This window comes from Flavobacterium frigidum (assembly GCF_048286795.2).
The window spans coordinates 60,990-87,396 of the sequence record NZ_JBLVPT020000004.1; the positions used below are offsets into that span (position 1 = coordinate 60,990).

19 protein-coding genes, 1 tRNA gene, 1 other RNA gene and 1 pseudogene are annotated in these 26,407 nt (G+C 32.2%); 10 read left to right on the forward strand and 12 right to left on the reverse strand.

What is annotated here, in order from left to right:
• Positions 1 to 137 precede the first annotated feature (137 nt).
• Positions 138 to 1,205, reverse strand: coding sequence for a DUF932 domain-containing protein (locus tag ACNQGB_RS06705; RefSeq protein ID WP_417944475.1), 1,068 nt, complete (start codon positions 1,203 to 1,205; stop codon positions 138 to 140).
• A 45-nt stretch (positions 1,206 to 1,250) separates the two neighbouring features.
• Positions 1,251 to 1,643, reverse strand: a pseudogene (locus ACNQGB_RS06710) (single-stranded DNA-binding protein).
• Positions 1,644 to 2,717: 1,074 nt separating this feature from the next.
• Here ACNQGB_RS06710 and ACNQGB_RS06715 point away from each other — a divergent pair.
• The gene (locus tag ACNQGB_RS06715; protein ID WP_417944474.1) at positions 2,718 to 4,274 is read left to right on the forward strand and encodes a recombinase family protein; all 1,557 of its coding nucleotides are present in this window, start codon (positions 2,718 to 2,720) and stop codon (positions 4,272 to 4,274) included.
• Here ACNQGB_RS06715 and ssrA read toward each other — a convergent pair.
• Together ssrA and ACNQGB_RS06725 are read right to left on the reverse strand one after the other, a co-directional pair.
• Positions 4,229 to 4,625: a transfer-messenger RNA gene (gene ssrA / locus ACNQGB_RS06720) on the reverse strand. The two genes, ACNQGB_RS06715 and ssrA, sit on opposite strands and share 46 nt — an antisense overlap.
• Before the next feature lie 109 nt (positions 4,626 to 4,734).
• Positions 4,735 to 5,934, reverse strand: a complete 1,200-nt coding sequence (locus ACNQGB_RS06725; protein WP_417944473.1) for a serine hydrolase domain-containing protein — start codon at positions 5,932 to 5,934, stop codon at positions 4,735 to 4,737.
• A 245-nt stretch (positions 5,935 to 6,179) separates the two neighbouring features.
• Between ACNQGB_RS06725 and ACNQGB_RS06730 the strand changes: the two genes are divergently transcribed.
• Together ACNQGB_RS06730 and ACNQGB_RS06735 are read left to right on the forward strand one after the other, a co-directional pair.
• On the forward strand, positions 6,180 to 7,382 hold the full coding sequence (locus ACNQGB_RS06730; protein ID WP_417944472.1) for an NAD(P)-dependent oxidoreductase: 1,203 nt from the start codon (positions 6,180 to 6,182) through the stop codon (positions 7,380 to 7,382).
• 324 nt (positions 7,383 to 7,706) lie between these two features.
• Positions 7,707 to 8,768, forward strand: a complete 1,062-nt coding sequence (locus ACNQGB_RS06735) for a tetratricopeptide repeat protein (RefSeq protein WP_417944471.1) — start codon at positions 7,707 to 7,709, stop codon at positions 8,766 to 8,768.
• A 79-nt stretch (positions 8,769 to 8,847) separates the two neighbouring features.
• Here ACNQGB_RS06735 and fumC read toward each other — a convergent pair whose 3' ends face one another.
• Positions 8,848 to 10,245: a class II fumarate hydratase gene (gene fumC, locus ACNQGB_RS06740; protein WP_417944470.1), complete on the reverse strand. Its 1,398-nt coding sequence runs from the start codon at positions 10,243 to 10,245 to the stop codon at positions 8,848 to 8,850.
• A 223-nt stretch (positions 10,246 to 10,468) separates the two neighbouring features.
• On the opposite strand from fumC, the gene ACNQGB_RS06745 reads away from it, so the two are divergent.
• Positions 10,469 to 10,666 carry a hypothetical protein gene (locus ACNQGB_RS06745; protein ID WP_165150931.1) on the forward strand — a complete coding sequence of 66 codons (198 nt, stop codon included), beginning with the start codon at positions 10,469 to 10,471 and terminating at the stop codon, positions 10,664 to 10,666.
• A 94-nt stretch (positions 10,667 to 10,760) separates the two neighbouring features.
• On the opposite strand, the gene ACNQGB_RS06750 is transcribed toward ACNQGB_RS06745, so the two are convergent.
• Positions 10,761 to 13,283, reverse strand: a complete 2,523-nt coding sequence (locus ACNQGB_RS06750; RefSeq protein ID WP_472777088.1) for a TonB-dependent receptor — start codon at positions 13,281 to 13,283, stop codon at positions 10,761 to 10,763.
• A gap of 97 nt (positions 13,284 to 13,380) precedes the next feature.
• On the reverse strand, positions 13,381 to 13,725 hold the full coding sequence (locus ACNQGB_RS06755; RefSeq protein ID WP_417944590.1) for an ArsC/Spx/MgsR family protein: 345 nt from the start codon (positions 13,723 to 13,725) through the stop codon (positions 13,381 to 13,383).
• Positions 13,726 to 13,818: 93 nt separating this feature from the next.
• Here ACNQGB_RS06755 and ACNQGB_RS06760 point away from each other — a divergent pair, with 93 nt between their 5' ends.
• From ACNQGB_RS06760 to ACNQGB_RS06770, 3 genes are all read left to right on the forward strand, one after another.
• Positions 13,819 to 14,730, forward strand: a complete 912-nt coding sequence (locus ACNQGB_RS06760; protein ID WP_417944589.1) for a CPBP family intramembrane glutamic endopeptidase — start codon at positions 13,819 to 13,821, stop codon at positions 14,728 to 14,730.
• Positions 14,731 to 14,767: 37 nt separating this feature from the next.
• A complete protein-coding gene (locus ACNQGB_RS06765) occupies positions 14,768 to 15,817 on the forward strand; it encodes an AMP-binding protein (RefSeq protein ID WP_417944588.1) in 1,050 nt (349 codons plus the stop codon).
• Between the two features lie 504 nt (positions 15,818 to 16,321).
• Complete coding sequence (locus ACNQGB_RS06770; RefSeq protein WP_417944587.1) at positions 16,322 to 20,062, forward strand: nSTAND3 domain-containing NTPase; 3,741 nt, start codon at positions 16,322 to 16,324, stop codon at positions 20,060 to 20,062.
• A gap of 234 nt (positions 20,063 to 20,296) precedes the next feature.
• Here ACNQGB_RS06770 and ACNQGB_RS06775 read toward each other — a convergent pair.
• Positions 20,297 to 20,370, reverse strand: a tRNA-Arg gene (locus ACNQGB_RS06775).
• Between the two features lie 93 nt (positions 20,371 to 20,463).
• On the opposite strand from ACNQGB_RS06775, the gene ACNQGB_RS06780 reads away from it, so the two are divergent.
• A complete protein-coding gene (locus tag ACNQGB_RS06780; protein WP_417944586.1) occupies positions 20,464 to 20,976 on the forward strand; it encodes an adenine phosphoribosyltransferase in 513 nt (170 codons plus the stop codon).
• Here ACNQGB_RS06780 and ACNQGB_RS06785 read toward each other — a convergent pair.
• The 4 genes from ACNQGB_RS06785 to ACNQGB_RS06800 all read right to left on the reverse strand — a co-directional run bounded on the left by ACNQGB_RS06785 (position 20,973) and on the right by ACNQGB_RS06800 (position 24,910).
• Positions 20,973 to 21,113: an SsrA-binding protein gene (locus ACNQGB_RS06785; RefSeq protein WP_417944585.1), complete on the reverse strand. Its 141-nt coding sequence runs from the start codon at positions 21,111 to 21,113 to the stop codon at positions 20,973 to 20,975. The genes ACNQGB_RS06780 and ACNQGB_RS06785 overlap by 4 nt on opposite strands.
• A 73-nt stretch (positions 21,114 to 21,186) precedes the next feature.
• The gene (locus ACNQGB_RS06790; RefSeq protein ID WP_417944584.1) at positions 21,187 to 22,911 is read right to left on the reverse strand and encodes a M56 family metallopeptidase; all 1,725 of its coding nucleotides are present in this window, start codon (positions 22,909 to 22,911) and stop codon (positions 21,187 to 21,189) included.
• Positions 22,912 to 22,913: 2 nt separating this feature from the next.
• Positions 22,914 to 23,273, reverse strand: coding sequence for a BlaI/MecI/CopY family transcriptional regulator (locus ACNQGB_RS06795; RefSeq protein ID WP_309755806.1), 360 nt, complete (start codon positions 23,271 to 23,273; stop codon positions 22,914 to 22,916).
• A 419-nt stretch (positions 23,274 to 23,692) separates the two neighbouring features.
• On the reverse strand, positions 23,693 to 24,910 hold the full coding sequence (locus ACNQGB_RS06800; protein ID WP_417944583.1) for an MDR family MFS transporter: 1,218 nt from the start codon (positions 24,908 to 24,910) through the stop codon (positions 23,693 to 23,695).
• A 206-nt stretch (positions 24,911 to 25,116) separates the two neighbouring features.
• Here ACNQGB_RS06800 and ACNQGB_RS06805 point away from each other — a divergent pair, with 206 nt between their 5' ends.
• Positions 25,117 to 25,719, forward strand: coding sequence for a DUF1684 domain-containing protein (locus ACNQGB_RS06805; RefSeq protein ID WP_417944582.1), 603 nt, complete (start codon positions 25,117 to 25,119; stop codon positions 25,717 to 25,719).
• Positions 25,720 to 26,373 carry a TatD family hydrolase gene (locus ACNQGB_RS06810; RefSeq protein ID WP_417944580.1) on the forward strand — a complete coding sequence of 218 codons (654 nt, stop codon included), beginning with the start codon at positions 25,720 to 25,722 and terminating at the stop codon, positions 26,371 to 26,373.
• Positions 26,374 to 26,407 lie beyond the last annotated feature (34 nt).

Below are 26,407 nucleotides of genomic sequence, written 5' to 3' on the forward strand. Positions count from 1 at the left end.
TTCCCGACCATTTGGAAGGGAAGGTCTTTTTGAAATTTAAAATCGTAAGATATATATTCCCTAAAACAATAATTTAAAACTAATAAAAATAGACGGCCACTATCAAATTGGGCCGTCTATAGTTTTTAAAAGGATTACTAATTAAAACAATTCACACCCAGTTTTTGAAAATTAGTACAGATTTCAAAAGCTTTTTGAGATTTTAATTGAGCAGTACCCCCCAAAATAATGGATTGCAATTTGGCAGCGGTATCCTTGTAGCTACGTACATTTTGGTAGTAGCCTGTTACAGCGTTGTAAGCTCCAAACAAAGTTCCTTTTGTAGTGTTCATTTGTTGTGAGTCACTTGTCATAGCATAGGCAAAAGCATCTTCAACGGTATTTTTAAATACTGTGGATATTTCGTCATCATTTCCAGTTTTTAGATGTTGTAAGGTTTCTTTGTTAGGGCATAGTGCGAATTGGATCATTTTTTTAATTTCATTGTCGGCCACTTTTACTTTTGCCCAAATATTAAAAATGTCCTCTAAATGATTGCTAAATTCGTTTGCCAATCCCATTACTTTGTGCGCATTCTCCAAACGTTGTTTTGCTCCTGAAGTATGGCGTATGCGTACTACATTACTCATATTGCGAAGAGATGCGTTTAGGGTATTTTGGCAAACAATCCTAACGGGTGTAAATGCTGCCGTAATGCTTCCGCTACCATCGTGTGAAGTAGTGAGGAAAATATATTTTTCTGTAACATCATCACCATTGCCCACACGAATATAGTCCGGTAATTTAGCCGTAATAAAAATACGTTCTCCATTTCCTAAAGCGCCTGCAGTCTCGTACAAAATCCCATCAGTACCACCTACAATAGCATCAAAGAAACTAAATGCTTCACGATTTTGTACAATGTGATACTCTTTACCTACTACACCCAAAACAGCATTGTTATCCTTACGGATAGTAGCAAAATAATTGGGTACGTTTACTTCGTTGCCCCTTATTTCTAAACTGTCAGTAGGATCAATTATGTTTGATGCGTTGGTATAAAGAGGACTTTTTATAACTTCATAATCAAGTCCTGCGTGTTTAATAGCTTCGGCGCTTGTGGGATAGTCTGCTACTATTTGACCTAAACCGTGCCAAGCTTTTTCTTGAATGCTAAAAAATGAATAACGTCCTGTTCTTTCATTAAAATTTAAATTGTGTGCCATGATATTAAAATTTTAAAAGTTGAAAAAATGATTAAGTATTTAGTGTTAAAATGGTAGATCATCTAAAGGTTCCTCTATAATGATCTTTGTATTTTCTTGTTTTACGATAACCTGTGCATGTTCTATTTTCTTTTTACTTCCATGTAATTTAATAGTAGCTGTGTGAAAATTTAAGCTAGATCTTAGTTCTCCGTTATTAGCAGTCCAAGCTCTTGTACTTACACTTCCCGTTAGCTCTACTAAAGCACCTTTAATGAGTATTTTTGCTACATTTGGACTTATCCAGTAAGAGCAATCAAAATAGCTAGTTTGCTCTATGCGTTCACCTTGCTTATTTCGGTGGCTATCATTGATAGCTACTGAAAAATTCACTACTTTTTTGTCCTACGGTGTTGTGTGTACTTCCGCATCCCTTGTCAATCTTCCGATGATGTTCATGATTTTTATTTTAGGATTATTTTTTAAATTAATTTATTCGGTAATGAGAGGAGGTGTTGTTTTGTTTCACTCTAATTCCAATATAAATAGTATTAAATTTCATTGTTGACATTTTTTTTATTCGTCCAAAGAGCCGGAGTATGCTATGTTTCGTTTCGAGAGCATAAAAGGTTAGTGTTTAGCAAAAACAAGGTTTTATCAAATAAATACTACCCGAATGGGTGGAGATTTTTTGATAAACCCGTAGGGCTTGACCTTTTTTTTGCGTTAAAAACACTAGAATACCTTTGCTCTTGAAATGGGACAATTTAGCATACTGGTTTTTGAATAGTAATAGACTGGAAGCAAGGTTGCAAAGAGGATTGTGTGGGATTATAAAGTACAAGGTGACTCGTCAAATAAATAGTATGTAATATTATCAATCAACTATTTATCCAAAATAATGATATGGCTAGATAAGCCATGAAAAAGGATTTTGAAAATTATGGATACGTAACCGCTTAAATTTTCAAGATTCTTTTATTGATTATCCGACTAAGCTCTTTTGTGCTGAAGCGTAGCGGAAGTATAAATGTGCTTTGAGGATTGTATTGAATTATAATTGCTGCTCTTTAAATTGTTTATAATTTCAATTTTACAAAAATGAAAAATTTCTTAAGTGATTTAATGTTTTAGATTAGTGTGAAATAACTAAAGAATACGACTTAAATCGTCAGCCTTTTATTGGTAGTATTTTGGGAATAAGGAATTACGATTTACTAGTAAACAGAAGTTGTACAAAGTCAAGATTGTATTAAATAATAGACAGTTGTAGTCAAATTGGGTCTTTAGATGACAGAGTACAATTTATGAAATGGTTCTCTTTAAATTTAATCAACTAATTTTTATTGTTAACATTACAATTATCATTTAGTTGCTTAACGAAGAAAGGGAGGTTGTTTATGGAGGATGAAGTTAAAGACTTGATTAATATAGATATAGACTTGTTAAAAGATATAAATAATATTGAGAAAGAACAAAAATTTGTAAATTTGATGATCGATATTATTATCACAATCACATTAAACGAATTAAATGAAAAGAGCGATTAGATATTTAAGGTTCAGTCAATTGGGGCAAAGTAATGGTTCGATTGAAAGGCAGGAGCTTTATACAGATCAGTGGCTACAATTTAACAATGTTGAATTAGCTGATACTTTTATTGACCGCGGAAGAAGTGCAAAAACATTTGATCGCCCCGATTTTATAAAGCTTCAAGCGTTTATTTCCAAACATTTTAAAAGTGTTGATTATCTTCTGGTAGATCAGATGGACAGGTTTAGTAGAGATGCCGGTGAAGCAATGAGTATGGTTAAAATGCTACAACGGAAATACAGTATTCAAGTTGTAAGTGTCACTGAAGGAATAACATTCGATTATGATACGCCAGGAAGCTTTTTCAGAGCGGGACTACAACTTCTGCTAGCGGAAGAAGATAATATTAATAGAAGTATTAAAATCAGAGGTGGTTTATATACGGCTAGAGCAAAAGAAGGACGATATATTGGAATCAAGGCTCCCTTCGGCTATGTTAAATCTGGTGAAGGAAAAGCTAGAATGCTAGTAATTGAAGAGTCTCAGGCCAAGACAATTAAATTTATGTACGATTCTTATCTGCATGATATTCCACTTTATATAATTAAAGAACAAGCGTTTAAACTGGGGTTTAAAGCGAGAGGGAATACTGCAGTTGAGAGGATTTTGACAAATCCTGTTTATGCAGGTATGTTGCAGGTACAGGGTTATAAAGAGTATCCTGGTGGAATCTTTCCTGCAATACATGAGGCTATAATCGATAAGACAACTTGGCAATTGGTACAAAATAAAATGAAGAAGCCTGAAAAAATCAGGACAATATTGGATGAAAACTTACCACTTCGGGGAATTTTAAAATGTCATTGTGGAAACATACTTACAGGTGCTCCATCAAGAGGAAAATCTGGAAAGTATTTTAACTACTACAAGTGTAAAACGTCTAAACATAATAATATTAGCGCACTCAAAGCACATAATCAGCTTGCTGAAATTTTTGAGCTGATGAGTTTGCCACAAAATATAATATCTGATATTAAAAAGTCATCTGTTACAAAAATGGAAGAGAATTTAAAATCTAATAAACTTGTAATAAACCAAAAGAAAATTCTACTAGATGCAGCTCAAGAAAAAATGTTTTCTGTTGAAGAGAAATGGATTAAAAATGAGATATCTAAAGAAACATATGATAGATGGTATACCACTTATAATACCGAAGTCACATCTTGCAAAGATTCTATCACTCGTCTAAGCCATGTAGATAAACATGCATTTACAATTTTACAAAAAAACTTGGATTTACTTGTTGATTTAAAATCAATATATAATCGAGCTACTATTACCCAAAAGAGAGAATTTGTAAAGCTGGTGTTCGACAGCAACTTATACTATCAGGATGGTATCTATCGAACACCTACAATGATTGATTTATTATCACGTAATCACCTGTTAATGAAGGAAAAAGGTTTGCTTTTATACAATAAAAAAAGGGATGATTTTTCAATCATCCCATCCAGTGGAGTCGCCGGGAATCGAACCCGGGTCCAAACAAGCAACTAAAAAGCTTTCTACGCGTTTATTTCCTGATTGAGTTTTCGATAGTGTGCTAGGCCAGAAACAGCCACACGCTACTTATCTTCTTAATTTTGAAATCCACCCGAAGCTCATGGAAATCTAGGTTTATTTTTACGGTTCTCCTGGACTGAACGCCACAAACCAAGGCTTTCAAGGAGAATCCAGCTTTCCTATCTGATAGGAACGTGGCGTAATCGTACTATAATTCGGATTATGCAGCTAAAGCGTAGTTATTTTCGCCGTGTAAAATGGTAAGATCTTATATTTACGAGCAAGGTCTCAATGCTCGACGTGCTTACTGATCAATTCGACTTGCTGTCAAAACCAGTCGACCCCTTTTTATTTAAAATCAAAAACTGAATTTAAGTCTGCAAATGTACACTTTTTAACTTGAAAAAGTAGTGCTAGAACCATACTCAATTAGTATTACTTTATTCTTTTATTTTTATTCGTCTTTCAATTTGAAGGGATAGTCTCCAAACAACACTGCTAGTTTCCTTACGTCGTATGTTTTTCGGGTAAATTTATTCGAAAGTGCAATTATAGTGACGCCTTCTTTTCTTAGCGTAATGTAGGATGATGTATTTCCATGCCACCAACCGTTGTGAAAATAGAAGTTTTGTCCTGTTTGCCAATTAATCATTCGAATACCTAATCCATAATTTTTGGTACCCTTTCTTTCGTTGCTATACCCTTGATATACTTGTTTTTGAAGATCAGGTGTCAAAAATTTTGAACTATTTCTGGCTCTATCAAATTTCAATAAATCTCGTGGCGTAGAATAAATATTTTTATCGCCATAAATTGCATCCAAGTAGTCTTTGCCAATTTCTACTTTGTTTCCTTTATAAGAGGTAACGGCAGAATCTTTATCCCTATCGTAGTCAAAAACATAAGTGTTTTTCATGCCCAGCGGTTGAAAAATAATTTGGTGCATCGCATCTTTATAGGAAAGTTTTGTGATTTTTTCGATTATTAACGCCAACATCGCATAATTAGTATTGCAATAACTAAATCGCGAGTCTGTCTTAAATTCTAAACCAATATTTTTTGTTGCCATAATGCTCAAAATATCTTGGTTTGTTAATATGTTATGCCTATCCCAAACTGTTTTGTCACGATCTGTAAAATAGGCATAATTACGCATACCACTTCTGTGATTCAACAAGGTTCGAATGGTTACATCGGGATAGGGGAATTCCTTTAAAATTGTATTCACTTTTTGATCTAATTCAATCCTTTTTGCATTTACTAATTTTAGAATTGCAGTGGCTGTGATCACTTTACTCACTGAGGCAATGTGCAGTGGAGTAGATTTGGTAATTAGTGTTTTAGCTCTAAAATTAGAATACCCTTCGTACTGTTCGTAAATAATTTGGCCATTTTTAGCAACAAGAAAACTTCCGTTCGCACTATTATTAGGCCATTTTTTTTTGTAAAAAGAGTCGATAGAAGCCTTTTTTGTTTGAATATATTGAGCGGTTAACTTTGGCTCAGATTCTTTTAAGGGCTTCATTACAGGCAATGTACTTTTAGGGAGTTGCGCATCGTTTAATTCGATTTTCTTTTTCTCTTTATTGCAAGAGCTCAAAACCAAAAAAAGAAGCGATATATGTAGTATCTTTGTGTTTTTTGTAAAATTCATTGTCAAAGTGATAGAAAAGCAAATATATAGAATCAATGTCTTTTGATACCCTGTTTTTTTGAAACCTTAACAGTACTTTATAACTAAGCATTCCTTGTGTTTTTGTATCGTTTTGTACGTCAGTGTTTAAAAATATCTAACTTCCCGAATTGTACTAAAAAATAAATCATTTTTAGATTAAATTGTTATATTTGTAACAATAATGTGTTATAAAGTTATATTAAAATAATAAGATAAGAGAATATATGAAATTTGGAATCATAAAAGAAAGAAAAAATCCACCAGACCGAAGAGTTATTTTTTCACCAGATGAGCTGACGAGATTGAAAAATCAGTACCAAAATTGTTCCATAAAAGTAGAAAGTTCTGATATTCGGATTTTTACTGATGCGGAATATACAAATGTAGGAATTGAAGTTGCTACTGACATCAGTGATTGTGATGTTTTATTTGGAGTCAAGGAAGTTCCTTTAGAAAATTTAATTCCGAATAAGGCCTATTTCTTTTTTTCACATACCATAAAAAAACAGCCCTACAATAGAAAATTATTACAGGCAATTTTAGAGAAAAATATTGATTTGTATGATTACGAAACTATTGTAGACGAGCACAATCGCAGATTAATAGGTTTTGGTCGTTATGCGGGAATCGTAGGTGCATACAATAGCATTAGAGCTTTTGGGATAAAATTCGAGTTATTCAAATTGCCAAAAGCAGAAACATTATCTGGTAAAGAAGCTTTAATTGCACATTTAAAACGCTTGGTTTTACCACCCTTAAAATTTGTAATTACGGGAACTGGAAAAGTAGGAAATGGTGCCAAAGAAATTTTGGATGCTATAAAAATTAAGGAAGTTTCAGTTGAAAATTATCTAACAAAAAACTATACACAACCAGTTTACACCCAGATTGATGTATTGGATTATAACAAACGCAAAGACGGACAAGTATTGGATTTTAATGACTTTTACGATAATCCAGAGGACTATATTTCAGATTTTGAGCGATTTACAACGATCTCTGATGTTTATATTTCTGGGCATTTTCATGCCAATGATGCTCCCGTAATTTTAAGTCGTGAGATGCTCCAATCCAAAGATTGTAAAATCAAAGTTGTTGCTGATGTTTCCTGTGATGTTAATGGTCCTATTGCTTGTACGCTTCGATCATCTACAATTGCAGAACCTTTGTATGGTTACTTGCCATCAGAGCATAAGGAAGTTGATGTTTTTCATCCTGCAGCAATCGTAGTTATGGCAGTTGATAATTTGCCATGTGAATTACCAAAAGATGCCAGCGAGGGATTTGGAGAAATGTTTTTAGAACATGTTTTTCCTTCTTTCTTCAATGGTGACAAAGATGAAGTACTAAAAAGAGCTAAAATAACTGAACAAGGAAAATTGACTCCAAGATTTAGTTATCTGCAAGATTTTGTAGATGGGAAGTAATTTTTATTCTAATACGTTTAAAAAAACAGTTGTAAAATTAATTTTGCAACTGTTTTTTTTTGAAAGCAAGCATTGTTTATAAATCAATTTTTTTGTTGTCTCTAAATTTTAGTATACTACTAAAATACATACTAAAATAAGATTTTTTTCTTTTTTAGCCTTTCTTTTCCTATATTAACATAAAAAATCGATTTTTTTTGAAATTTTAAGATTAATTAGTTTTAAAAACCAAAATAATAATCTAATTTGCCTTCGACAATGCTTAATTATATGTTAAATCAAGAATTGTCTTTAATATAAGGAACTATTAACCCAAAAAGACCAATGAGAACGAACTTTACTTTGCTATTATTTTTACTTATTTCTTTTGTTGGATTAGCTCAAAAAAATGAGATTAAACAGGCTCAAGCCGAATTTAAAAGCGGTAACTTTAATGGAGCTTTATCTACACTAGTGAAAAGTGAATATTTAATCATCAATGCAACCTATGATGACAAGTCTGAATTTTATAAATTAAAAGCAGAAATCTATAAAAGTATTGCAGACAAAAATATTGACCCTGGGGCAAACTTAACTGCTGCTGTTGCTGCTTATAACCAATTGATGTTTGAGGAAGATCTTGGCCAACAATATAAATATACTTTGAAAGCAAAAGAATCTATTAAGTTGATTAAAACTGAAATGGAAAATAGTGCCAATAAGGATATTAAAGCTGAAAAGTACGCTGACGCAGCAAAAAAAATGTATAGTTTGTATGAATTAGATAAAAAAGACACTATTAATTTATACTTGTCTACATCTTATTATATGAAGGTTAAAGATTATGATGCCGCTCTTGTGAACTACAAATTATTACGCAAAATAAACTACACAGGCAAAGGAATGGAGTACTATGCTGTAAATAAGAAAACAAATGTAGAAGAGTTGTTTTTATCCGTTAGTGATAGAGACATTAATATAAAAGCGGGTTTACATGAAAGACCAAAAAATGTTTCGGCTAAATCTAAAAAGAATGAAATTTACCTGAATATGGGTTTCATTTACAGCGAAAAAAAGGACTTAAAATCAGCTGAAAATATTTACAAAGAGATGATTGCTTATAATCCTAAAAGTGCGGAACCGTACATTGAATTAGCATACACCTTGCTGGATCAAAAGAGGGCATTAAACGAACAAATGAGTCTTCTGGGCACTTCTGCAAGTGAAATGCTTGCCTATGATAAACTAAAGTTAAAAATGGATGATGTCGTTAAAGAGGCCATTTCATACTTAGAAAAAGCAAATGCAATCGAACCCAAGAATACAATTGTTTCCGATATATTACTTAAATTATATCGGTCAATGGATTTAACTGCAGAATACAATGCGCTGAAAGCAAGAATGTAATTTCCCTAAACTAATAAATATAATAAAAGCCCTGTAATTTATAAGAATTACAGGGCTTTTGCTTAAATTAGAGGAGTTTTTATTTGAGACTTCCAACCATATCTTCGGGTTTAACCCAAGCATCAAAATCTTCCGAAGTTACATAACCCAAACGAACGGCTTCTTCTTTTAAAGTAGTTCCGTTTTTATGTGCAGTTTGTGCAATTTCGGCTGATTTATAATAGCCTATTTTTGTATTCAAAGCTGTTACTAACATCAATGAATTGTCAACCAATTCTTTGATGCGTTTGTAATTTGGTTCAATTCCTTGCGCACAATGTTCGTCAAAAGACATACAAGCATCACCCAACAATCTAGCTGATTGCAAGAAATTTGCAGCCATTAAGGGTTTAAAAACATTCAATTCATAATGACCTTGCATTCCTCCAACAGTAATAGCAACATCATTTCCCATAACTTGCGCGCAAACCATCGTTAATGCTTCACATTGTGTTGGGTTTACTTTTCCTGGCATAATAGAAGATCCAGGCTCATTTTCTGGGATAATTATTTCTCCAATTCCGGAGCGTGGTCCAGAAGCCAACATACGTACATCGTTTGCAATTTTATTCAATGAAACAGCTAGTTGCTTTAAGGCTCCATGTGTTTCTACTATAGCATCGTGTGCAGCCAACGCTTCAAATTTATTTTCGGCAGTAACAAAAGGATGTCCTGTAAATTCAGCAATATATTCCGCTACTTTTACGTCATATCCTTCTGGAGTATTTAATCCTGTTCCTACCGCAGTACCGCCTAGAGCAACTTCTGATAAGTGAGCTAATGTATTTTTAACCGCTTTCAAACCGTAGTTTAATTGCGCTACATAACCTGAGATTTCTTGACCTAGAGTAAGTGGTGTAGCATCCATTAGATGTGTACGTCCTATTTTTACGACAGTATTAAACTCAATAGCCTTAGAATGTAGTGTATCTCTTAATTTTTCAACACCTGGAATGGTAACTTCTACAACTGCTTTATAGGCAGCAATATGCATTCCTGTTGGGAAGGTGTCATTTGAAGATTGTGATTTATTTACATCATCATTGGCTTTAATAAATTGTTCGCCTTCGCCAATATTAAATCCTTTCAGCACCTGCGCACGATTTGCAATTACTTCATTGACGTTCATGTTACTTTGCGTACCAGAACCCGTTTGCCAAATTACCAATGGAAATTCGTTATCTAATTTTCCAGCTAGGATTTCGTCACACACGGCACCTATTGCATCTCTTTTTTCTTGGGGTAATACTCCTAAATCACAATTGGCGTAGGCCGCTGCTTTTTTAAGATAAGCAAAACCTTCAATAATTTCCTTTGGCATGGAAGCCGATGGACCTATTTTGAAGTTATTTCTAGAACGTTCTGTTTGTGCGCCCCAATATTTATCTGCTGGAACTTGCACTTCACCCATGGTGTCTTTTTCTATTCTGAATTTCATTTTGTTGTTATTTAGAAAAAATTATTTTGTTTATTACGTTTTTTAGCCCTGATGGGAATGGAAATCCTTTTATTTTTATTTTCAAAAATAAAAGATTGGAGTGTACAGCGGGAAATAGCTCCAAATTCTGAGTTCAAAAATAAGGATAATTCCTTTTTTATAAAAATTGATTGGTAGTTTTTATGGTTTTTTATTGGTACGAAAAGGAATTAAACTTACATTTGTGGCTACATTCAAAATTCCGGAAAACATGTTTGAATTTTCACAGTATTTAGGCTTTTTACTTTTCTTAACCATTCTTACAATTGGGTTTTGGTTGATGTTTTTTCTAGTTGGTTTCGTATCCTATTGGGTAGGTGGAGCAAGTTGGGAGGCATACAAAGAGAAAAGAGCAAAAAAGAAGCAAGAACAATCAGTTTAATCTTTTTGTTAAATAAAAAAAGGACTCCTAATTAAGAGTCCTTTTTTTTATGTCTTAAAAAAAAATAGGACCCGTTCTCACGAGTCCTAATTTTTTATCCTTGATAATCTCCTTCACTATCTTGTTGATTTCGTTTAGATTGTTCTCTTTCGTTTTTTGCTTTGTTAAAACGGTAGGTGAATGATAGGGTAAACTGTCTTTCTCTCCACTGCATTTCACTGTAAGAACTTACAACACCTGGAAGAAATGTCTCCATCATTCTTTTTCTAGAATTGAATACATCGCTGATGTTGAATGAAAGTGTTCCTTTGTCTTTTAGAATGTCTTTACTAAATGCTAAGTTAGCACCAAAAACACCTAAACTTCTCCCTTGTGCATTATTTTGTGGTCCATTATAGGTAGCATTTGTTTGCCAGTCAATTTTGTATGGCAAGGTGATTTTTGAAGTCAGTCTTGTAGACCAAGACGTTGCTACATTATCAAAATTTTGTACAATTTCATTACTTTTAAAATCGATATAAGTAAAATCTCCTTGAGTTTCATTTCTAAAGAAATTGAAGTTACTGTTTAATTTCCACCATTTGAAAGGAGAATAGTTCAAAGTGAATTCAAATCCTAATCGATATTCTGTGGCTAAGTTTATTGGTGAGCTTATGATAACAGGCGTACGTTTGTCTGCACCACCATTAACTTGTGTTACTTCGCCATTTACAAATGTATCTTCTCCGTCAATTATAGTGACAACAAATTCACCAGATTCTCTACGAGCAAACTGAAAGGAATCGGTAGTTTTGTTTACATATAAGGAAGTATTAAAAGTTAATTTATCCCATCTTTTTATGTATCCAAAATCTAATGCATCTGTAAAAGCAGGATCAATATCAGGGTTTCCAACAAATATGTTTATGTTGCTTGACAAGTTGTTAAAAGGATTTAGTAATCGTCCTCTAGGTCTTTGTACTCTTCGGCTATAACTTATAGATGTACTACTCTTATCTGATATTTCGTAAGTGAAGAAGGCGCTTGGAAAAAAATTATTGTATTTTTTAGTATTGAAATCATTGGTTGCTAATTGATTGATTTCAATATTAGAATCTTCAAATCGCAATCCAAAAAGAGCAGAGAACTTATTAAATTTCACTCCATATTGTGTATAAACTGCATTTACTTTTTCTTTATATTGAAGCGTGTTAGTGAAATTTGTATTGATTTTACCATCATTAACTACACTATAATCGGTAAGCAATTCGGAGAAATCACCACGATATCCTGCTTCAAATTGACTGCTTTTCCCAAAGGGTAGCACATAATCTGTTTGTAGTAAGTTTCTACTTTGCTTTTGATTATTAATGGTATTGTCAAATTTAACTATACTTGTATTGGTGCGGGTATCTGTAATTAAAGCATCATTAAGTTCATCACTAGTCGAAAACGAGCCGTCGAAAGTCAATTTATGACCGTCTTTTTTGAATTTCTTAGTAAAATTCGTTGTAAATTCTACGTTTTCACTGTCGCTGTTTTCTAAATTGATACGGTTACGGGTATAGTCGTAGTTAAAATCGGCATCATAGTTATTCTGGAAAACGTTATCCACGTTAATACCATTACTTTTTCTGTAGTTTATTGAATTGGTCCATGAAGTCTTTTCATTCAAGTACAACTCAATTCCAAATGTTCCATTATACCCTTTATTGTCTCTTTCGTTTTCTCTAGTTTCATTTACATAATCGCGAGTCGAATTATCAGCATTTAAATACCTTGAATTTGTAAATGCATTTCCAGGATTACTGCGGTCATTATAACCTTGAGTAGTAAATAAGTTGAAATTTTTTGATTTGTAGTTCAAAGTACCGCTCAAACCATACGTTTCAGGATATCCAGCAGAAGCTATAATAGTTCCATTTAAACCTTGGTTTTTTCCTTTTTTTAAGATGATGTTTAGTAAACCTCCTCCGCCCTCGGCATCATAACGAGCAGAAGGATTGGTAATTACCTCTACTTTTTCGATTGCATCAGCAGGAATCAAACGGAGCGCTTCGGCAATATTAATGGCATTTGATGGTCTTCCGTCGATTAATACACGTACATTTTCATTTCCACGAAGGCTCACATTTCCCTCTACGTCTACAGAAACAGATGGTATATTATCAAGGACATCGCTTACAGTTCCTCCTTTTACCATAAGGTCACTACCTACGTTGTATACTTTTTTGTCTAATTTGATTTCGACAGTTGTTTTTTCGGAACGAATAACAACTTCGTTTAACTGATTTGCATCTTCATCTAAACTAATCAAGCCTAAACTGGTGTTTTTTTGAAGATTTTTTTGTTTAATTTCAGCTATTTTAAAAGATATAAACTCAATTTTTATGTCATATGTACCCGGTTTAACTTCTATTTCAAATTCCCCTTTAGGATTTGTAATTCCACCTGCTACAGGTTTTGGATTATTTGGAAGTAAAAAGGTTATTGTAGCATATTCAAGAGGTTGTTTACTGATTTTTTCAACAACTTTTCCTGTTATTTTAATTTTTGGAGCAACGACAACTTGTTGAGAAAAACTAAACAAAGTGGTGAATAATAATACAATAATTAAAACGGATTTGATTTTTTTCATTAGTTAAAAACTTTAGTTATGGCGTTTAGATTATAAAAGTATGTTTTGGTTTAATACTATAATTCACAAAAAAATGTTAATTAAATTAACTTGTGATTTAGAGGATAAAATCGGCGACTTTTTTTAGATCTCGTCCAACAATGGCGGAACTTTCTTTAATGACTATGGGTCTTTCAATTAATATTGGATTGGAGACCATGGCTTGAATGATTTCTTGTGCATTCAATTTTTGATCTTTAAAGTTTTCAATCCAAACTTTTTCCTTTTGACGAACCAGATCAAGAGGATCTAGCTGTAATTTCTCAATAACAACAGACAACTCGTCAAATGTTGGAGGATTAATTAAATAATTAATGATTTTGAATTCTTTTTTTGAATTTTCAATAAAAGCCAGGCAATCTCTGGATTTGCCACAGCGTGAATTATGGTATATTTGTATCATATTTTAGTACATTTCAGAATTTAAAAAGAATTAAATTTGTAACAAAAGTAAGGTTTGTTAAACTAATTAACGATAATATTAAACAAAAATAAAATGTTTGTAGAACAAGGAATTAAACCAGAGAACAAGTTTTGGAAGTATATCGTAGGTTCATTGATACTAATTTTAGCTTCGTTTATAGGTCAACTACCACTTATGATTGGTATAATTTATGAAACTCTTTTTAATGGTAAAGCATATCCAACAAATAATACAGCTTTGATGCACTTTTTTGATTCGAATGTAATGTTGTTTTTGATGTTGCTTTCATTTGTATTTATAATGCTAGGGATTATAATGGTCGTTCGTAATTTGCATAGTCAGACTATGCTTTCTGTTACCACGTCAAGAAAAAATATGGATTGGAGTAGAGTAGGGTTCGCTTTTGTGATATGGTCTCTTTTTACAGTAGTAGTGACCTTACTTTCTTATTATTATAGTCCGACTGATTTTGTTCTTAATTTTAAACCAATACCATTTGCAATTTTATTGATTATTGGTGTCGTTTTAATTCCGATTCAAACAAGCTCTGAGGAATATATCTTTCGAGGATATTTAATGCAAGGATTCGCTAATCTTGCAAGGAATAAATGTTTTCCGCTCTTAATGACTTCGATTATCTTTGGTGGGATGCATATTTTTAATCCTGAAGTGTCAAAAATTGGGTACATTATATTAGTATATTATATAGGAACAGGATTGTTATTGGGGATTGTTACCTTAATGGATGAAGGGATGGAGCTTGCATTAGGATTCCATGCAGCCAACAATTTAGTGGGTGCCTTGCTCATAAGCTCAGATTGGTCTGCATTTCAAACCAATTCAATTTTTAAAGATATTTCAGAACCATCTGCTGGATTAGACGTTATTTTTCCGGTGGTTATTATTTACCCAATACTTTTATATATCTTTAGTAAAAAATACAATTGGACCAATTGGAAAGAAAAATTAACAGGTTCAGTTTAATTAATGGTACTGTTTAAAACTTTAAAATTAAATCATTATGATTGCTACAATAACCTATCAAAATGTTCACAATCTTTTTAAGCTCAACGGATTTCACTTAAATCGTAACGATTTGTGCAGGGTAGCATATAGTTTTATCAAAGAAGGTGAGGAATTTGAAAAATCTGTAGGAGATTTTATTTTAGATTGGTTTGATAACAAATCATACATCGAAATGAATACTTCTGGAACTACAGGAACACCAAAATTGATTCGAGTAGACAAACAAGCGATGGTAAATTCAGCGCTAGCTACGGGAGATTTTTTTGAATTAGAACCTGGTGATAAAGCTTTGCATTGCTTGCCTACTAAATACATTGCAGGAAAAATGATGTTTGTGCGCGGTTTTATATTGGGACTTGAAGTTGATTTTGTGGCACCAAGTTCACATCCACTGCTACATAACGATACCAAATATGATTTTGTAGCGATGGTTCCTTTACAAGCCCAAAACTCCTTGTCTGCATTAAAAAATGTTAAAAAAATGATAGTGGGTGGGGCGAAAATGAGCAAAATACTAGAAAGCGGACTTTCGAAACTAAACTCAAAAGTTTTTGAAACCTACGGAATGACCGAAACCATAACCCACATTGCTGCAAAGGAAGTAGGAGAGCGTGCTTTTTCAGTTTTACCCAATATCCAAATCACTACAGACGATCGCAATTGCTTGGTTATAGATGCACCCTTGATATCAAATGAGCAAATTTGTACTAACGATATTGTAGAATTAGTGGGAGAAAATCAATTTGTTTTTTTAGGACGAATGGATAACATCATTAATAGTGGCGGGATTAAATTAATTCCAGAAAAAATCGAAGAAAAATTGTCAGATAAAATTGAGTCGAGATTTTTTGTAACAAGTACCGAAGATGCTGATCTTGGAGAAAAATTAATTTTGGTTATTGAAGGTGAAAAGCAGACACTGGATACAACTATCTTTGATAGTTTAGATAAATATGAAAAACCAAAAGAAGTTTTTTTTGTATCACAGTTTATTGAAACTGCAAATGGAAAGATAAAGCGTAAAGAAACTGCAGCTACTATTTGAAGTAATAGCTTGAGAGGCTGTTTAATCTATCAGTTAGTTATACCCAACATCCTTTTAAATTTGTTAGTTACATTAGTTTTTAGATCACTTTATAATACAAAAAAATCCCAATATTTATTGGGGTTTTGTTACCTTGACTGAAACAAACGCTTATATTATTAATATAACAAAAACGCATATAAACATATATATATTATACTAATAATATAAATATTACCATATTTATAGTGTAATATATTTGTATTTGTTTGTACGATGTCGTGTGGATTGTCGTGTAAAAATTAATGCTAAATGCGATTGAAATAAAATTTTAATATCAATAATTTTATTTTTATAAACAAGCAATTTGTAATAATTTTTTTATAAATTAGTCTTGATGAAAATTGTTATTTACAAGAGAATACGGACTCAATAAATTTACTATTTTTTAAAAAAAAACTCTAGTAATTGACTTTTTAAACTAAGTGAACAGTTATTTGCCGAAGCTAGTACAAAATTGATAAAATGAGCAGACTCCAAACAATAGAAAATAGACTGAAAGAAATAAATGGAACTGTGTTCCAAGAGCTTTGCGATAGTTATTTAATTATAAGAGATAATAATTACTTGGCTATATCTAGAACAGGAAGCCAAACAGGAAAACAAAAGACAACAAAAGGAACTCCTGACACATTTTTTCAATTGCCAAACGGCAACTTTTTATATTCAGAAATTACAACTGATACGAGTACAATAAATAAGTTAGCTAATGATATAAAAGCTTGTTTTGACCCCGATAAGACAAAAATACCTATTGACAAAATTCAAGAAATCGTACTTTGTTTCAATTGGAACATAGATCAAGAGAAAATAATTGAATTAAATGCATTAGCCCAAACTTTTAAAGCTGATATTAGAATTCGCTATTTAATGTTGCAAGAATTCGCGTTAGAACTCCATTTAAACCATAGAGATTTAGCTCATCATTATTTAGGGTTGCCTTTAGATACAGGTCAAATAGTTTCCATAGACAACTTTATCAAAGAGTATGATAGAGCGTCAAAGGGTATTGCTACTCCTTTAAACAACAGATTCTTACATAGGGAGACAGAATTAGAACAATTAAGTAATGCTATAGATAGTCACGACTTTATAATACTTACAGGAGCTCCTGGAGTTGGAAAAACAAAGTTAGCGATTGAAACAATCAACAATTATTTAGCAAACAATGAATCTTATCAAGCATATTGTGTTTCATATAAGAGCCACACTTTGCTTGAGGACTTGTATCAATATTTTGATGTAGAAAAAGACTATTTACTTTTTGTTGATGATGCAAATAGGATTGATGCTTTTGAACAAATAACAGGCTTTTTTAAGGCTAATAGAAACGGTAAACTTAAAATAATAATTACTGTAAGAGATTATGCGTTTCAAGAAATCGGAAGGAAATGCCAAGAGTTCTCAACTCAAAGAATAGACTTGCAAAAGCTAAACGATGAACAAATTATTGATATAATAAAATCTGAACCGTTTGAAATTTTAAACCCTGATTATCATAAAGAAATAGTTAGAATCTCAGATGGTAATCCACGATTAGCAATAATGACTTCCCTTTTGGCAAAAAAGGAACAAAACTTATATGCTTTACATGATGTTTCCGATTTATTTGAAAAGTATTTTTCAACTTTCATCAAAGATGATGGTGAGTTTGAAAATCCCTTAAATATTAGATGTCTTGGAATTATTACTTTCTTTTATACTATTCCGTATAAGAATAAAGAAGTAACAGAATCAATTTTAGAAAAATTTGATATTTCTTACAGTGATTTTATAGATACTATTGACAAACTTGACAAGTTGGAGTTGGCAGAAATACAATTTGAACACGTAAAAGTCCCTGAACAAAATCTTGCTACGTTTTTCTTTTACAAAGCATTTATAAAAGACAACTTACTTTCTTTTCAAGTTTTGCTAAACAACTATTTTGAAAATTATCAAAGTAGATTTACAGACAGTATAATTCCTGCGAATAATACATTTGGCCCACAAAATGTGATGGACAAAATTAAACCTGAGTTAGTTGAATATTGGAGCTTAGTTCGAATCAACAGTGAAAAGTCTTTTAATTTTCTCAATTCATTTTGGTTTTATTTACAAGACCAAACTTTAGAATTCATATATAAGTACATGGAAACATTTCCGAAAATTGAAAAAACTAAATATGATACTTCTTATGAAAATAATCAATTCAATTATGACAAGGATAATGTAATAGAATTACTAGGTAATTTTTTTCGTCTTAATAGTAGCACCTTAAAAGATTCAATTGAATTGTTGTTTGAATATGTCACCAGGAAACCATTTAAATTGCCGGAACTTATTCATAAAATTAGAGAATTATTAATTTTCGATAGAGATGATGAACATTTCGATTTTTATAGACAAAAAACTCTTTTCGATATATTAATATATGGTCTAAACAAAGATGATGAATTACTTTCAACATCATTTTATGAGCTTTCAAAAACTTTCTTATCCTATCAATTTCAACAATTTAAAGGAGCTAGAAATAATAGTTTTATTCACTATCAATATCCAATTCCTAACAATAATACTATACAAGAATTTAGAACAAAAATATGGGATTCATTAGATAATAGTTTTGCATCTCGTCGTGAAATGGCTTTCAGGTTATTAAAGAATTATTCACGAGTTCATCCCGATGTAAATAATGACATAATGGAATTTGACATTCCATTTGTTCTCAATATAATAGATAATCACTTAAACAATAAAATTTTCGAACATTGTAAATATGTTCAAGACCAAATTAGGTGGTTCAAAAGACACGAATTCAATTTACCTGAGTTCTCAAACTTCACCAACAAATTTGTTAATGAAACTTACTTGACATTCCTAAAAATAGATTGGGATAGATTTAGAGATAAGGAAATGTATGAATTTGATGATTTTCGAGAGTATGAAAGATTAAAAGAGGCAGAAATAAGAACCTCATTCATATTAACCAATGTTGATGAAATCATTATGTTTTACGACACATTTGTTCTATTAAAAAATTCTACAGACAATAATTGGAATTATAACAATACTCTTGATTTTGTTATTGATGAGAATTGTTCAAGAGATTTCGATATTGGACTTGCTTTATTAAAGAAAGTTGTTGAAAATGGTAATGAAATTAAATATGTGCCAACAGGCATTTTTATAAATCATTTAAAAATTGAAAATACAACAAATCAAATTTGGGAAATTATTCAGCAATTTGAGTTTGAATTAAAGGAACTTTGGGAGTTATCCTACTACCAGTACATAGATGATTCTTTAATCAATGCCGAACTGTCTGTATCGTTGGTAAAGACGATTTCCGAAATGAATAGTCCGAACACTATTTATTTTGACAGGCTCGCACGATTTTTAAACGTAGAACCAAACTTATTTCAAATAATTTTAAGAACCATTACAGAAAAAAACGAAAGAGAAGGTACACGATTACAAGTTTGGATGGACTTCTTCAGTAAGCATTTTGACAATCTCGGAGACGACATTGTGTTGATAAAAAAAGCTTATATACAACAAAACTTGATTCAAAATCATTTTGACTACGAAGGAAAAGGTTTTTTAGAAATACTAAAAATTCATAGAAATTTCTTAATAGAATTTGTTGAGAGTTTATATTCAGCAACTAACAGACATAGTCTTGGAGGTGACCATAGTGATATGAGCTATGTTTGGAATATAGAAAACATAGATGAGACGTTAATCCAAGTATTCGATTTAATAATTGAGAAAGACTCATACTTTGGTATTTTGGAACATTATTGTAATGTTTTCTTCAGAAACCCAAAAGAAGAAGAACACAAAAAAAGAGCAGATAATTTTATTAGACAATACGTCATTGATAATAATCACGATTATAAAAAAATGCAAATCATTGTTGACTTGATAAGACATTCAAGAAAAGAATTATTTGAAGAAATCTTTTTGCTATTTATTTCATTAAATCAAGATAGAGAGATTTTTGGGAGACTAATGTGGAGAGGAAATGGAGGAACATATTCAGGAGATGTAATTATTGGAGATATACAAGCTGCAGAATGGAGGAATTTATTTGAGATAACAAAAAAATCTGCTTTAGGAATAAAATTAATTCCAATTAAAAATTATATCAATGATCAAATTGAAAATTGTTTACGAAGCGGTGATAAAGAAAGACAGCGAAAGTTTTTGATAAAGGGTTATTGAATACAAAATTGAAAATTAATTGCCAAAAATGACTCTAACAATTTTATAAGTAAGGTAGCTTAAATCGAAAAAAAATAAGATTAAAATACTAATATCTGTTAACTTATTGTTTTACAGTTTTTTGATGTAGTTTGTAGATGTTAAATCAAATCAAAATTGTCGTGTGGATTGTCGTGGAAATATTAAAAATAAAAACTCAACTAAATGATAATCAGATAGTTGCGTTTTACTTCGTGACCTTGACTGGATTCAAACCAGTAACCTCTTGAGCCGTAATCAAGTGCGCTATTCAGTTGCGCCACAAGGCCATTTGCAAACCGTTATAATAACTTCATTGCGGGTGCAAATATAGGCATAAATGTGTAATTTGCAACTGTAAAATTATAAAAAAATAAAAAAATATGTCATTAGAAAAGTATATCCGTGATATTCAGGATTTTCCAAAGGAAGGAATTATGTTTAAAGACATAACTCCTTTATTAATTAATGCCGAAGCGAGAAAAAAGTGCCTTGATTTTCTGGTTGCGGCAGTGTCAAATCAAAGGATTGATAAAGTGATAGGGGTAGAAAGCCGCGGATTTTTCTTCGGTACATTGCTAGCTCAGGAATTGAATGCGGGTTTTATACCGGTTCGAAAGCCGAATAAATTGCCTTACGAAACCATTTCGGCCACTTATGATTTAGAATATGGAACGGATACTTTAGAAATACATGCTGATGCAATTCAAAAAGGAGACCGAATCCTGATACACGACGATGTTTTAGCGACTGGCGGGACAGCCCGAGCCGTATGTGAATTAGTCGAACGACTAGGTGGAGAAATCGTTCAGTGTAATTTTCTGATCGAATTAAGTTTTTTAAACGGCAGATCAAAACTAGATGGGAAAGCCATTTTTGCTGCCCTTACGTACTAGCGCAATGCCCTTGTGGTTACATAATATCTAAAACCAATAATTGCCATCTGCCATTTTTTAGCTTTGGCCAAATCCAAGCGCTGTTTGGTGAAACTAGGTAAAAGTATTTTGTTGATTTGTGCTAAAATTTTGAACATGTTTTTTTTCTAAAGGTATAAAAAAAGACGGTCTAGCTAGGGACCGTCTTTGTTTTGTTAATGAAAATTATATTTAGTCTTTATCTAAATTAGCTTGAATTTCATCTTTTCTAGCATGAATTTTATCTTTTCTAACTACAATTTCATCTTTTCTAGCTTGAATTTTATCTTTTCTGGCTTGAATTTCATCTTTTCTAGCTTGAATTTTATCTTTTCTGGCTTGAATTTCATCTTTTCTAGCTTGAATTTTATCTTTTCTGGCTTGAATTTCATCTTTTCTAGCTTGTTCGATATCTATCTTAGCTTGAATTTCGTCATTTTGAACTTGTATTTCTTCAGTTCTTTCTTTCTCATTTTTATTTATTAAAATTCTCATTTTTTTTTCATTTTCATCTCCTTTTTCAGGGGAACCTTTTGGTGCTCTAGGCGCTGTTGGGAAATTAGGCGCTTTTGGTGCTTTTACTGTTGGCTCTGCGGGAAAGCGAGGTGGAGTAGGTGGTGTTGGCATTTTAGAATATGATGTAGCCATCGAAGGTGGAACAGGAGCGACAGGTGTTTCCATATCGTTTGAAAATATGTCATCATTTTCATTACCTGTAATTGTATTATTTTCACAAAAAGTAAAATCTCCAGTACCATTTTTATTCTTTTTTAAATTAAATTTTACAGGTGTAATTGGTTTATCACTATCAATATTGTACTTACATCTTGAACCTTTGCTGTCTAAGGCTATAATAAATATACAAGTAATTTCTCCATTTAAGTTTCGTTTGATTTTTGAAATGTTGCATTCAACATTAGCATCGTTTTTTAATTTTTCGATATTATTTTTAATTTCTTCATCAGTAGTATTTTTGTCAATTGTTATTTCAATTATTTCTTGACTAGATTCTAACTGATTTGCAGCATTTTGGCGTTCTTGTGCAACTACTTTTACTTGAAATAAAATTACAAAAGTTACTAATGATGGAATAATGAGCGCATACTTCCATGAATTCCATTTTTTTGATTGGGTTTTGTTTAACATAACGATTCGTTTTTTGATTAATGATTGATAAAAAGAATTAGTAATTGTAAAGCAATTTTGATTAGAAACTACTTTCAAAAGCGTTATTTGATACGCTTTTTTGTCATTGGTATTTTGGATTGCTTTTTGATCAGCAATGTATTCTAAGTTTTGAATGAGTGCCTTTTTGTATAACCAAACAAAGGGGTTAAACCAAAAAACAACACAAAATATTTTTGAAATTAAGATGTCAAAAGAATGCTTTTCCCGGCTGTGTATCCTTTCATGTGACAATATATTTTGCAATTCATTATCAGAATACAATCTAGAATTGTACACGATATAATTGAAAAACGAGAAAGGAGCAATGTCTTTGTTTAAATCTACAATGGCTAATTTATCTTCTTTAATGAATTCTTTTTTATTCAAAATGTAAAAAAGCGAAACGATCTCTGCAATGATTTTAAATCCTAAAAAAGCTGCAACAATAAGGTAAGAACAGATTAAAATAAAGGACCAATTGATTTGGTTTTCTAAAGTAAAATGGTTTGTAGCTGCTACCGTATTTTTGCCCATTACGATTACATCTTGAAATGTATTTTTTGGAGTTGCCACAAAAACTACTTTTTCAAAGAAATAAAAGGGTAGTAGGAGCGAGGTAAACAATCCACCTATCAAGAACCATCTGTTTGCAGTGAAAAAGGTTTCTTTTTGCAACAAAATCGCGTAGGTAAGATAAAATATTATCAATAAACCAGAGACTTTTACGAAGTACAGAAGCAGATTTTCCATGTCTAAGACTTTTTTTCAATCATTTCAAGAATAGATCTTAACTCTTCAGCCGAAATTTTTTCTTCTTTGGCAAAATGCGACACCATATTTTTATAAGAACTATTAAAGTAATTATCGATAGCGGTATTCATAAAGCGTTTTCTATACTCTTCTAAACTTACGATAGGATAGTATTGATGTGTGTTTCCAAAAGCATAATGCGCTACAAAACCCTTCTCTTCCAGATTGCGAACAATGGTAGAAAGCGTGTTGTAATGCGGTTGTTCTTCGGTGATTTCTGCCATGATTTCTTTTACAAACGCTTTTTTGAGCTTCCATAAAATGTGCATGATTTCCTCTTCTTTATTAGTCAGTTTTTGCATGATTTTATTATTTGCAGCAAACATACAACTATATTTATAGTTTACGAACTATTTTTATAGTTATTTAACTAAATTTTTAGTTTAAAATTTACTATTTGGTTTAAATTATTGATTATAATTAACTTACTGTTTTTTGTGTTGTTTTTTTTATTGAGAAGTAAAGTTTAGTAAAGGTTGTGCTTGAAAAAGATACAAGGATTCAATAAAACGACTTTCAATTTGAAAATGCGTGTTCAAGGTACCCATGATTGATGAAAACGCTGTTTCGTGAGGGATAGTAGCGGCATCCTTTTATAAAATCCTGTTTTAAGGATTTCATAAAAGATACAGCGGATAGACCGACCACATTGCTAAAAGGGGCAATGGAACCTGCATGTTGATTTGCCCCTTTTTGAAATGTGGTCACGCCCAAAAAAAAATTATTGCTGCTCTTGTTGTACTAGTTTTTGTAACCAGATACACCCTCCAACGGCTAATATTCCTAGCGTTCCCATAACAAACCAGTTGGATTGATAGCCATATTGGTCAATTATTTCTAAACCAGTTTTAGAGCTGGCAATGTGTGCTAAACTGAAACTCATAGTAAACAAAGCCATATAGCGGCCTTCATGCCCTTTTGGAGCTCTACTCAGTGCAAATGAATTCGAAAACGGAAAAATAAACATTTCGCCAAATGTGATAAAAATAATACTGATCACTAATACACCTGCCCAAATATTTATTAGTAAAACATAAAAACTAATCGACATTAATAAAGATCCCCAAAGAATGATTTTTAGTTTATCAATGCCTTTTCTTTGACTAATACTAACAATTGGCATTTCTAAAAAGAAAATCAAAAGTCCGTTCAACGACAATAAAAGACCGCTTTGAAATTCAGTTAAGCCAAATTTTTCATTGTGATATAGCGGTAAAGTGGTAAAAAGTTGGAAAAACAGCATAGCCGAGACAAAGCATACAAAAAGAAAAATCCAAAATATTTTATCCTTGAAAACGGAGGCTGGTATCTCGGTTTCGTGGCTCGCCGTATTCAAATCGGCTGGTTTTTTACGTTCTTTTACTAGCAATGTAAAAATCAAAATCGAGATGATGCACGAGCTTCCATCTACCCAAAACAAACCGCTATAGCCTAAATTCATAATAATCAAACCTCCTAAAGCGGGTCCGGCAGTAAATCCTAAATTAACCGCAAGCCGCACTAATGTTAAGGCTCTGGTACGGTTTTCGGGTTTTGCATACGTACCTAGAGACACAAACATGGCGGGACGAAACATATCGGCAATAGTCATAATGACAAACATTCCGATGCACAATCCCCAAAATGTGCGTATGTATTGAATAGCGAAGAACAGTAGTCCGCTGGTAAATAAACTAAAAACCATGATTTTATAAAACCCAATTTTATCAGATAATTTACCGCCCAGCCAAGATCCTAGCATAGAACCAAAACCAAAAGCGACCATAATCCAACCTACTTGTGCGTAGGAAAAATTCAGATCTTCCTTTAAGTACTTGGATAAAAATGGCAACACCATCGTGCCAGCGCGGTTAATGAAAGTGATAAGTGTCAATATCCAAACTTCTCTGGTAAAACCTCTAAAATTATTTATGTAGCGTTGTAAAGCGTTTGCGAGCATATGTATTATTTCTATTGTACAAATTTACAATGTTTTTTAGGAGCTTTTTCCAGCTATTCGTTACAATCTTCTATTTTTTTTGCAGCAAAAAAATACAAGGATTTTCACTGCTATCTGGGCTAGAGTTTAACATCTTAAGGTCGTATGTTGCAAAATTACACTTGGCAACTTCCAACATTTAGACTAATTTTGCATAAAATTAAAATATGAAAACCAAAGTACTTTTTTTCTTCTTTATGCAGTTAGCTTTGGCTTACGGTCAAAATGCATTTAAATCGGCAGCAGTTGTACAATTTCAAAATAAGATGAATAAGGAATTCGCTGATGCAAAAAAGAGTCCGCTAACATCCGAAGATCGTGCAACATTTAAATCTTTAGCTTTTTATCCTGCCAATAAAACTTTTTTTGTCACAGCTACTTTAGTTAAAACAGAAAAGGAACAACCTTTTGAAATGAAAACTACTACTGACAGAAAGCCGCTGTATGTAAAATATGGAGAACTTTCATTTGTCATGAAAGGAAGGAGTTTTAAGCTAAATGTGTATCGCAATATCGAACTTTCTAAAAAAGAGGAGTACAAGGATTATTTTTTTTTACCCTTTTCAGATGCCACATCTGGCAAAGAAAGTTATATTGGTGGACGATATATCGATTTACGCGTTCCAGCAGGAAATACATTAACCATTGATTTTAATACGGCCTACAACCCGTATTGCGCATACAATTCGCAGTATTCTTGTCCCATAGTGCCGCTTGAAAATGATTTGGATATCGCCATAGAAGCGGGTGTCAAAAAGTTTCATGATTAAATGAAATTTTACAATTTACATACACATACAGCCACGCAGCAAGAAAATATTGTCGAGTTAGTCAATCAGTATCCACAGGATTTTGATGCTAGTATTCCAGTATATTCTATTGGTATTCATCCTTGGTTTATTGTCGAGGAGCGTTTAGCATCGGATTTAGATATAGTGGAAACAAAACTGCAAGAACCCAATTGTCTCGCGGTTGGTGAATGCGGATTGGATAAACGCATTGCAATTCCGATCGAATTGCAACAGTTGGTTTTCGAAAAACAGTTGGTTTTGGCACAAAAATATAATAAACCAGTGGTGTTGCACTGTGTAGCATCTTTTGATGAATTAATTGCAACAAAGAAAAAATTGAACATCACTATTCCTATGATCGTTCATGGATTTTCAAAAAGTGAACAACTCGCGAAACAATTAATAAGCAATGGATTTTATATCTCCTTTGGGAAATATTTGCTTTTGAATCCCGAATTAGAATCCGTTTTCAAGAGTATTCCAGATGATAAAATTTTTCTTGAAACCGATACAATTTCAGAAAACATTGCAGCAGTGTATGAATTGGCAGCAACATACAAAGGAATTTCAATCTTGGAAATGCAGGAACTCATAAAATACAATTTTCACAAAGTGTTTTTTAAGGAATTGTAGAAATATTAGAGTACCCTATCAATACTAAAATTAA

Excerpts from the sequence above, each read along its gene's own strand:
- ACNQGB_RS06705 (WP_417944475.1), bottom strand. The coding sequence starts at position 1,205 with ATGGCACACAATTTAAATTTTAATGAAAGAACAGGACGTTATTCATTT.
- ACNQGB_RS06715 (WP_417944474.1), top strand. The coding sequence starts at position 2,718 with ATGAAAAGAGCGATTAGATATTTAAGGTTCAGTCAATTGGGGCAAAGT.
- ACNQGB_RS06725 (WP_417944473.1), bottom strand. The coding sequence starts at position 5,934 with ATGAATTTTACAAAAAACACAAAGATACTACATATATCGCTTCTTTTT.
- ACNQGB_RS06730 (WP_417944472.1), top strand. The coding sequence starts at position 6,180 with ATGAAATTTGGAATCATAAAAGAAAGAAAAAATCCACCAGACCGAAGA.
- ACNQGB_RS06735 (WP_417944471.1), top strand. The coding sequence starts at position 7,707 with ATGAGAACGAACTTTACTTTGCTATTATTTTTACTTATTTCTTTTGTT.
- fumC (WP_417944470.1), bottom strand. The coding sequence starts at position 10,245 with ATGAAATTCAGAATAGAAAAAGACACCATGGGTGAAGTGCAAGTTCCA.
- ACNQGB_RS06750 (WP_472777088.1), bottom strand. The coding sequence starts at position 13,283 with ATGAAAAAAATCAAATCCGTTTTAATTATTGTATTATTATTCACCACT.
- ACNQGB_RS06755 (WP_417944590.1), bottom strand. The coding sequence starts at position 13,725 with ATGATACAAATATACCATAATTCACGCTGTGGCAAATCCAGAGATTGC.
- ACNQGB_RS06760 (WP_417944589.1), top strand. The coding sequence starts at position 13,819 with ATGTTTGTAGAACAAGGAATTAAACCAGAGAACAAGTTTTGGAAGTAT.
- ACNQGB_RS06765 (WP_417944588.1), top strand. The coding sequence starts at position 14,768 with ATGATTGCTACAATAACCTATCAAAATGTTCACAATCTTTTTAAGCTC.
- ACNQGB_RS06770 (WP_417944587.1), top strand. The coding sequence starts at position 16,322 with ATGAGCAGACTCCAAACAATAGAAAATAGACTGAAAGAAATAAATGGA.
- ACNQGB_RS06780 (WP_417944586.1), top strand. The coding sequence starts at position 20,464 with ATGTCATTAGAAAAGTATATCCGTGATATTCAGGATTTTCCAAAGGAA.
- ACNQGB_RS06785 (WP_417944585.1), bottom strand. The coding sequence starts at position 21,113 with ATGTTCAAAATTTTAGCACAAATCAACAAAATACTTTTACCTAGTTTC.
- ACNQGB_RS06790 (WP_417944584.1), bottom strand. The coding sequence starts at position 22,911 with ATGGAAAATCTGCTTCTGTACTTCGTAAAAGTCTCTGGTTTATTGATA.
- ACNQGB_RS06795 (WP_309755806.1), bottom strand. The coding sequence starts at position 23,273 with ATGCAAAAACTGACTAATAAAGAAGAGGAAATCATGCACATTTTATGG.
- ACNQGB_RS06800 (WP_417944583.1), bottom strand. The coding sequence starts at position 24,910 with ATGCTCGCAAACGCTTTACAACGCTACATAAATAATTTTAGAGGTTTT.
- ACNQGB_RS06805 (WP_417944582.1), top strand. The coding sequence starts at position 25,117 with ATGAAAACCAAAGTACTTTTTTTCTTCTTTATGCAGTTAGCTTTGGCT.
- ACNQGB_RS06810 (WP_417944580.1), top strand. The coding sequence starts at position 25,720 with ATGAAATTTTACAATTTACATACACATACAGCCACGCAGCAAGAAAAT.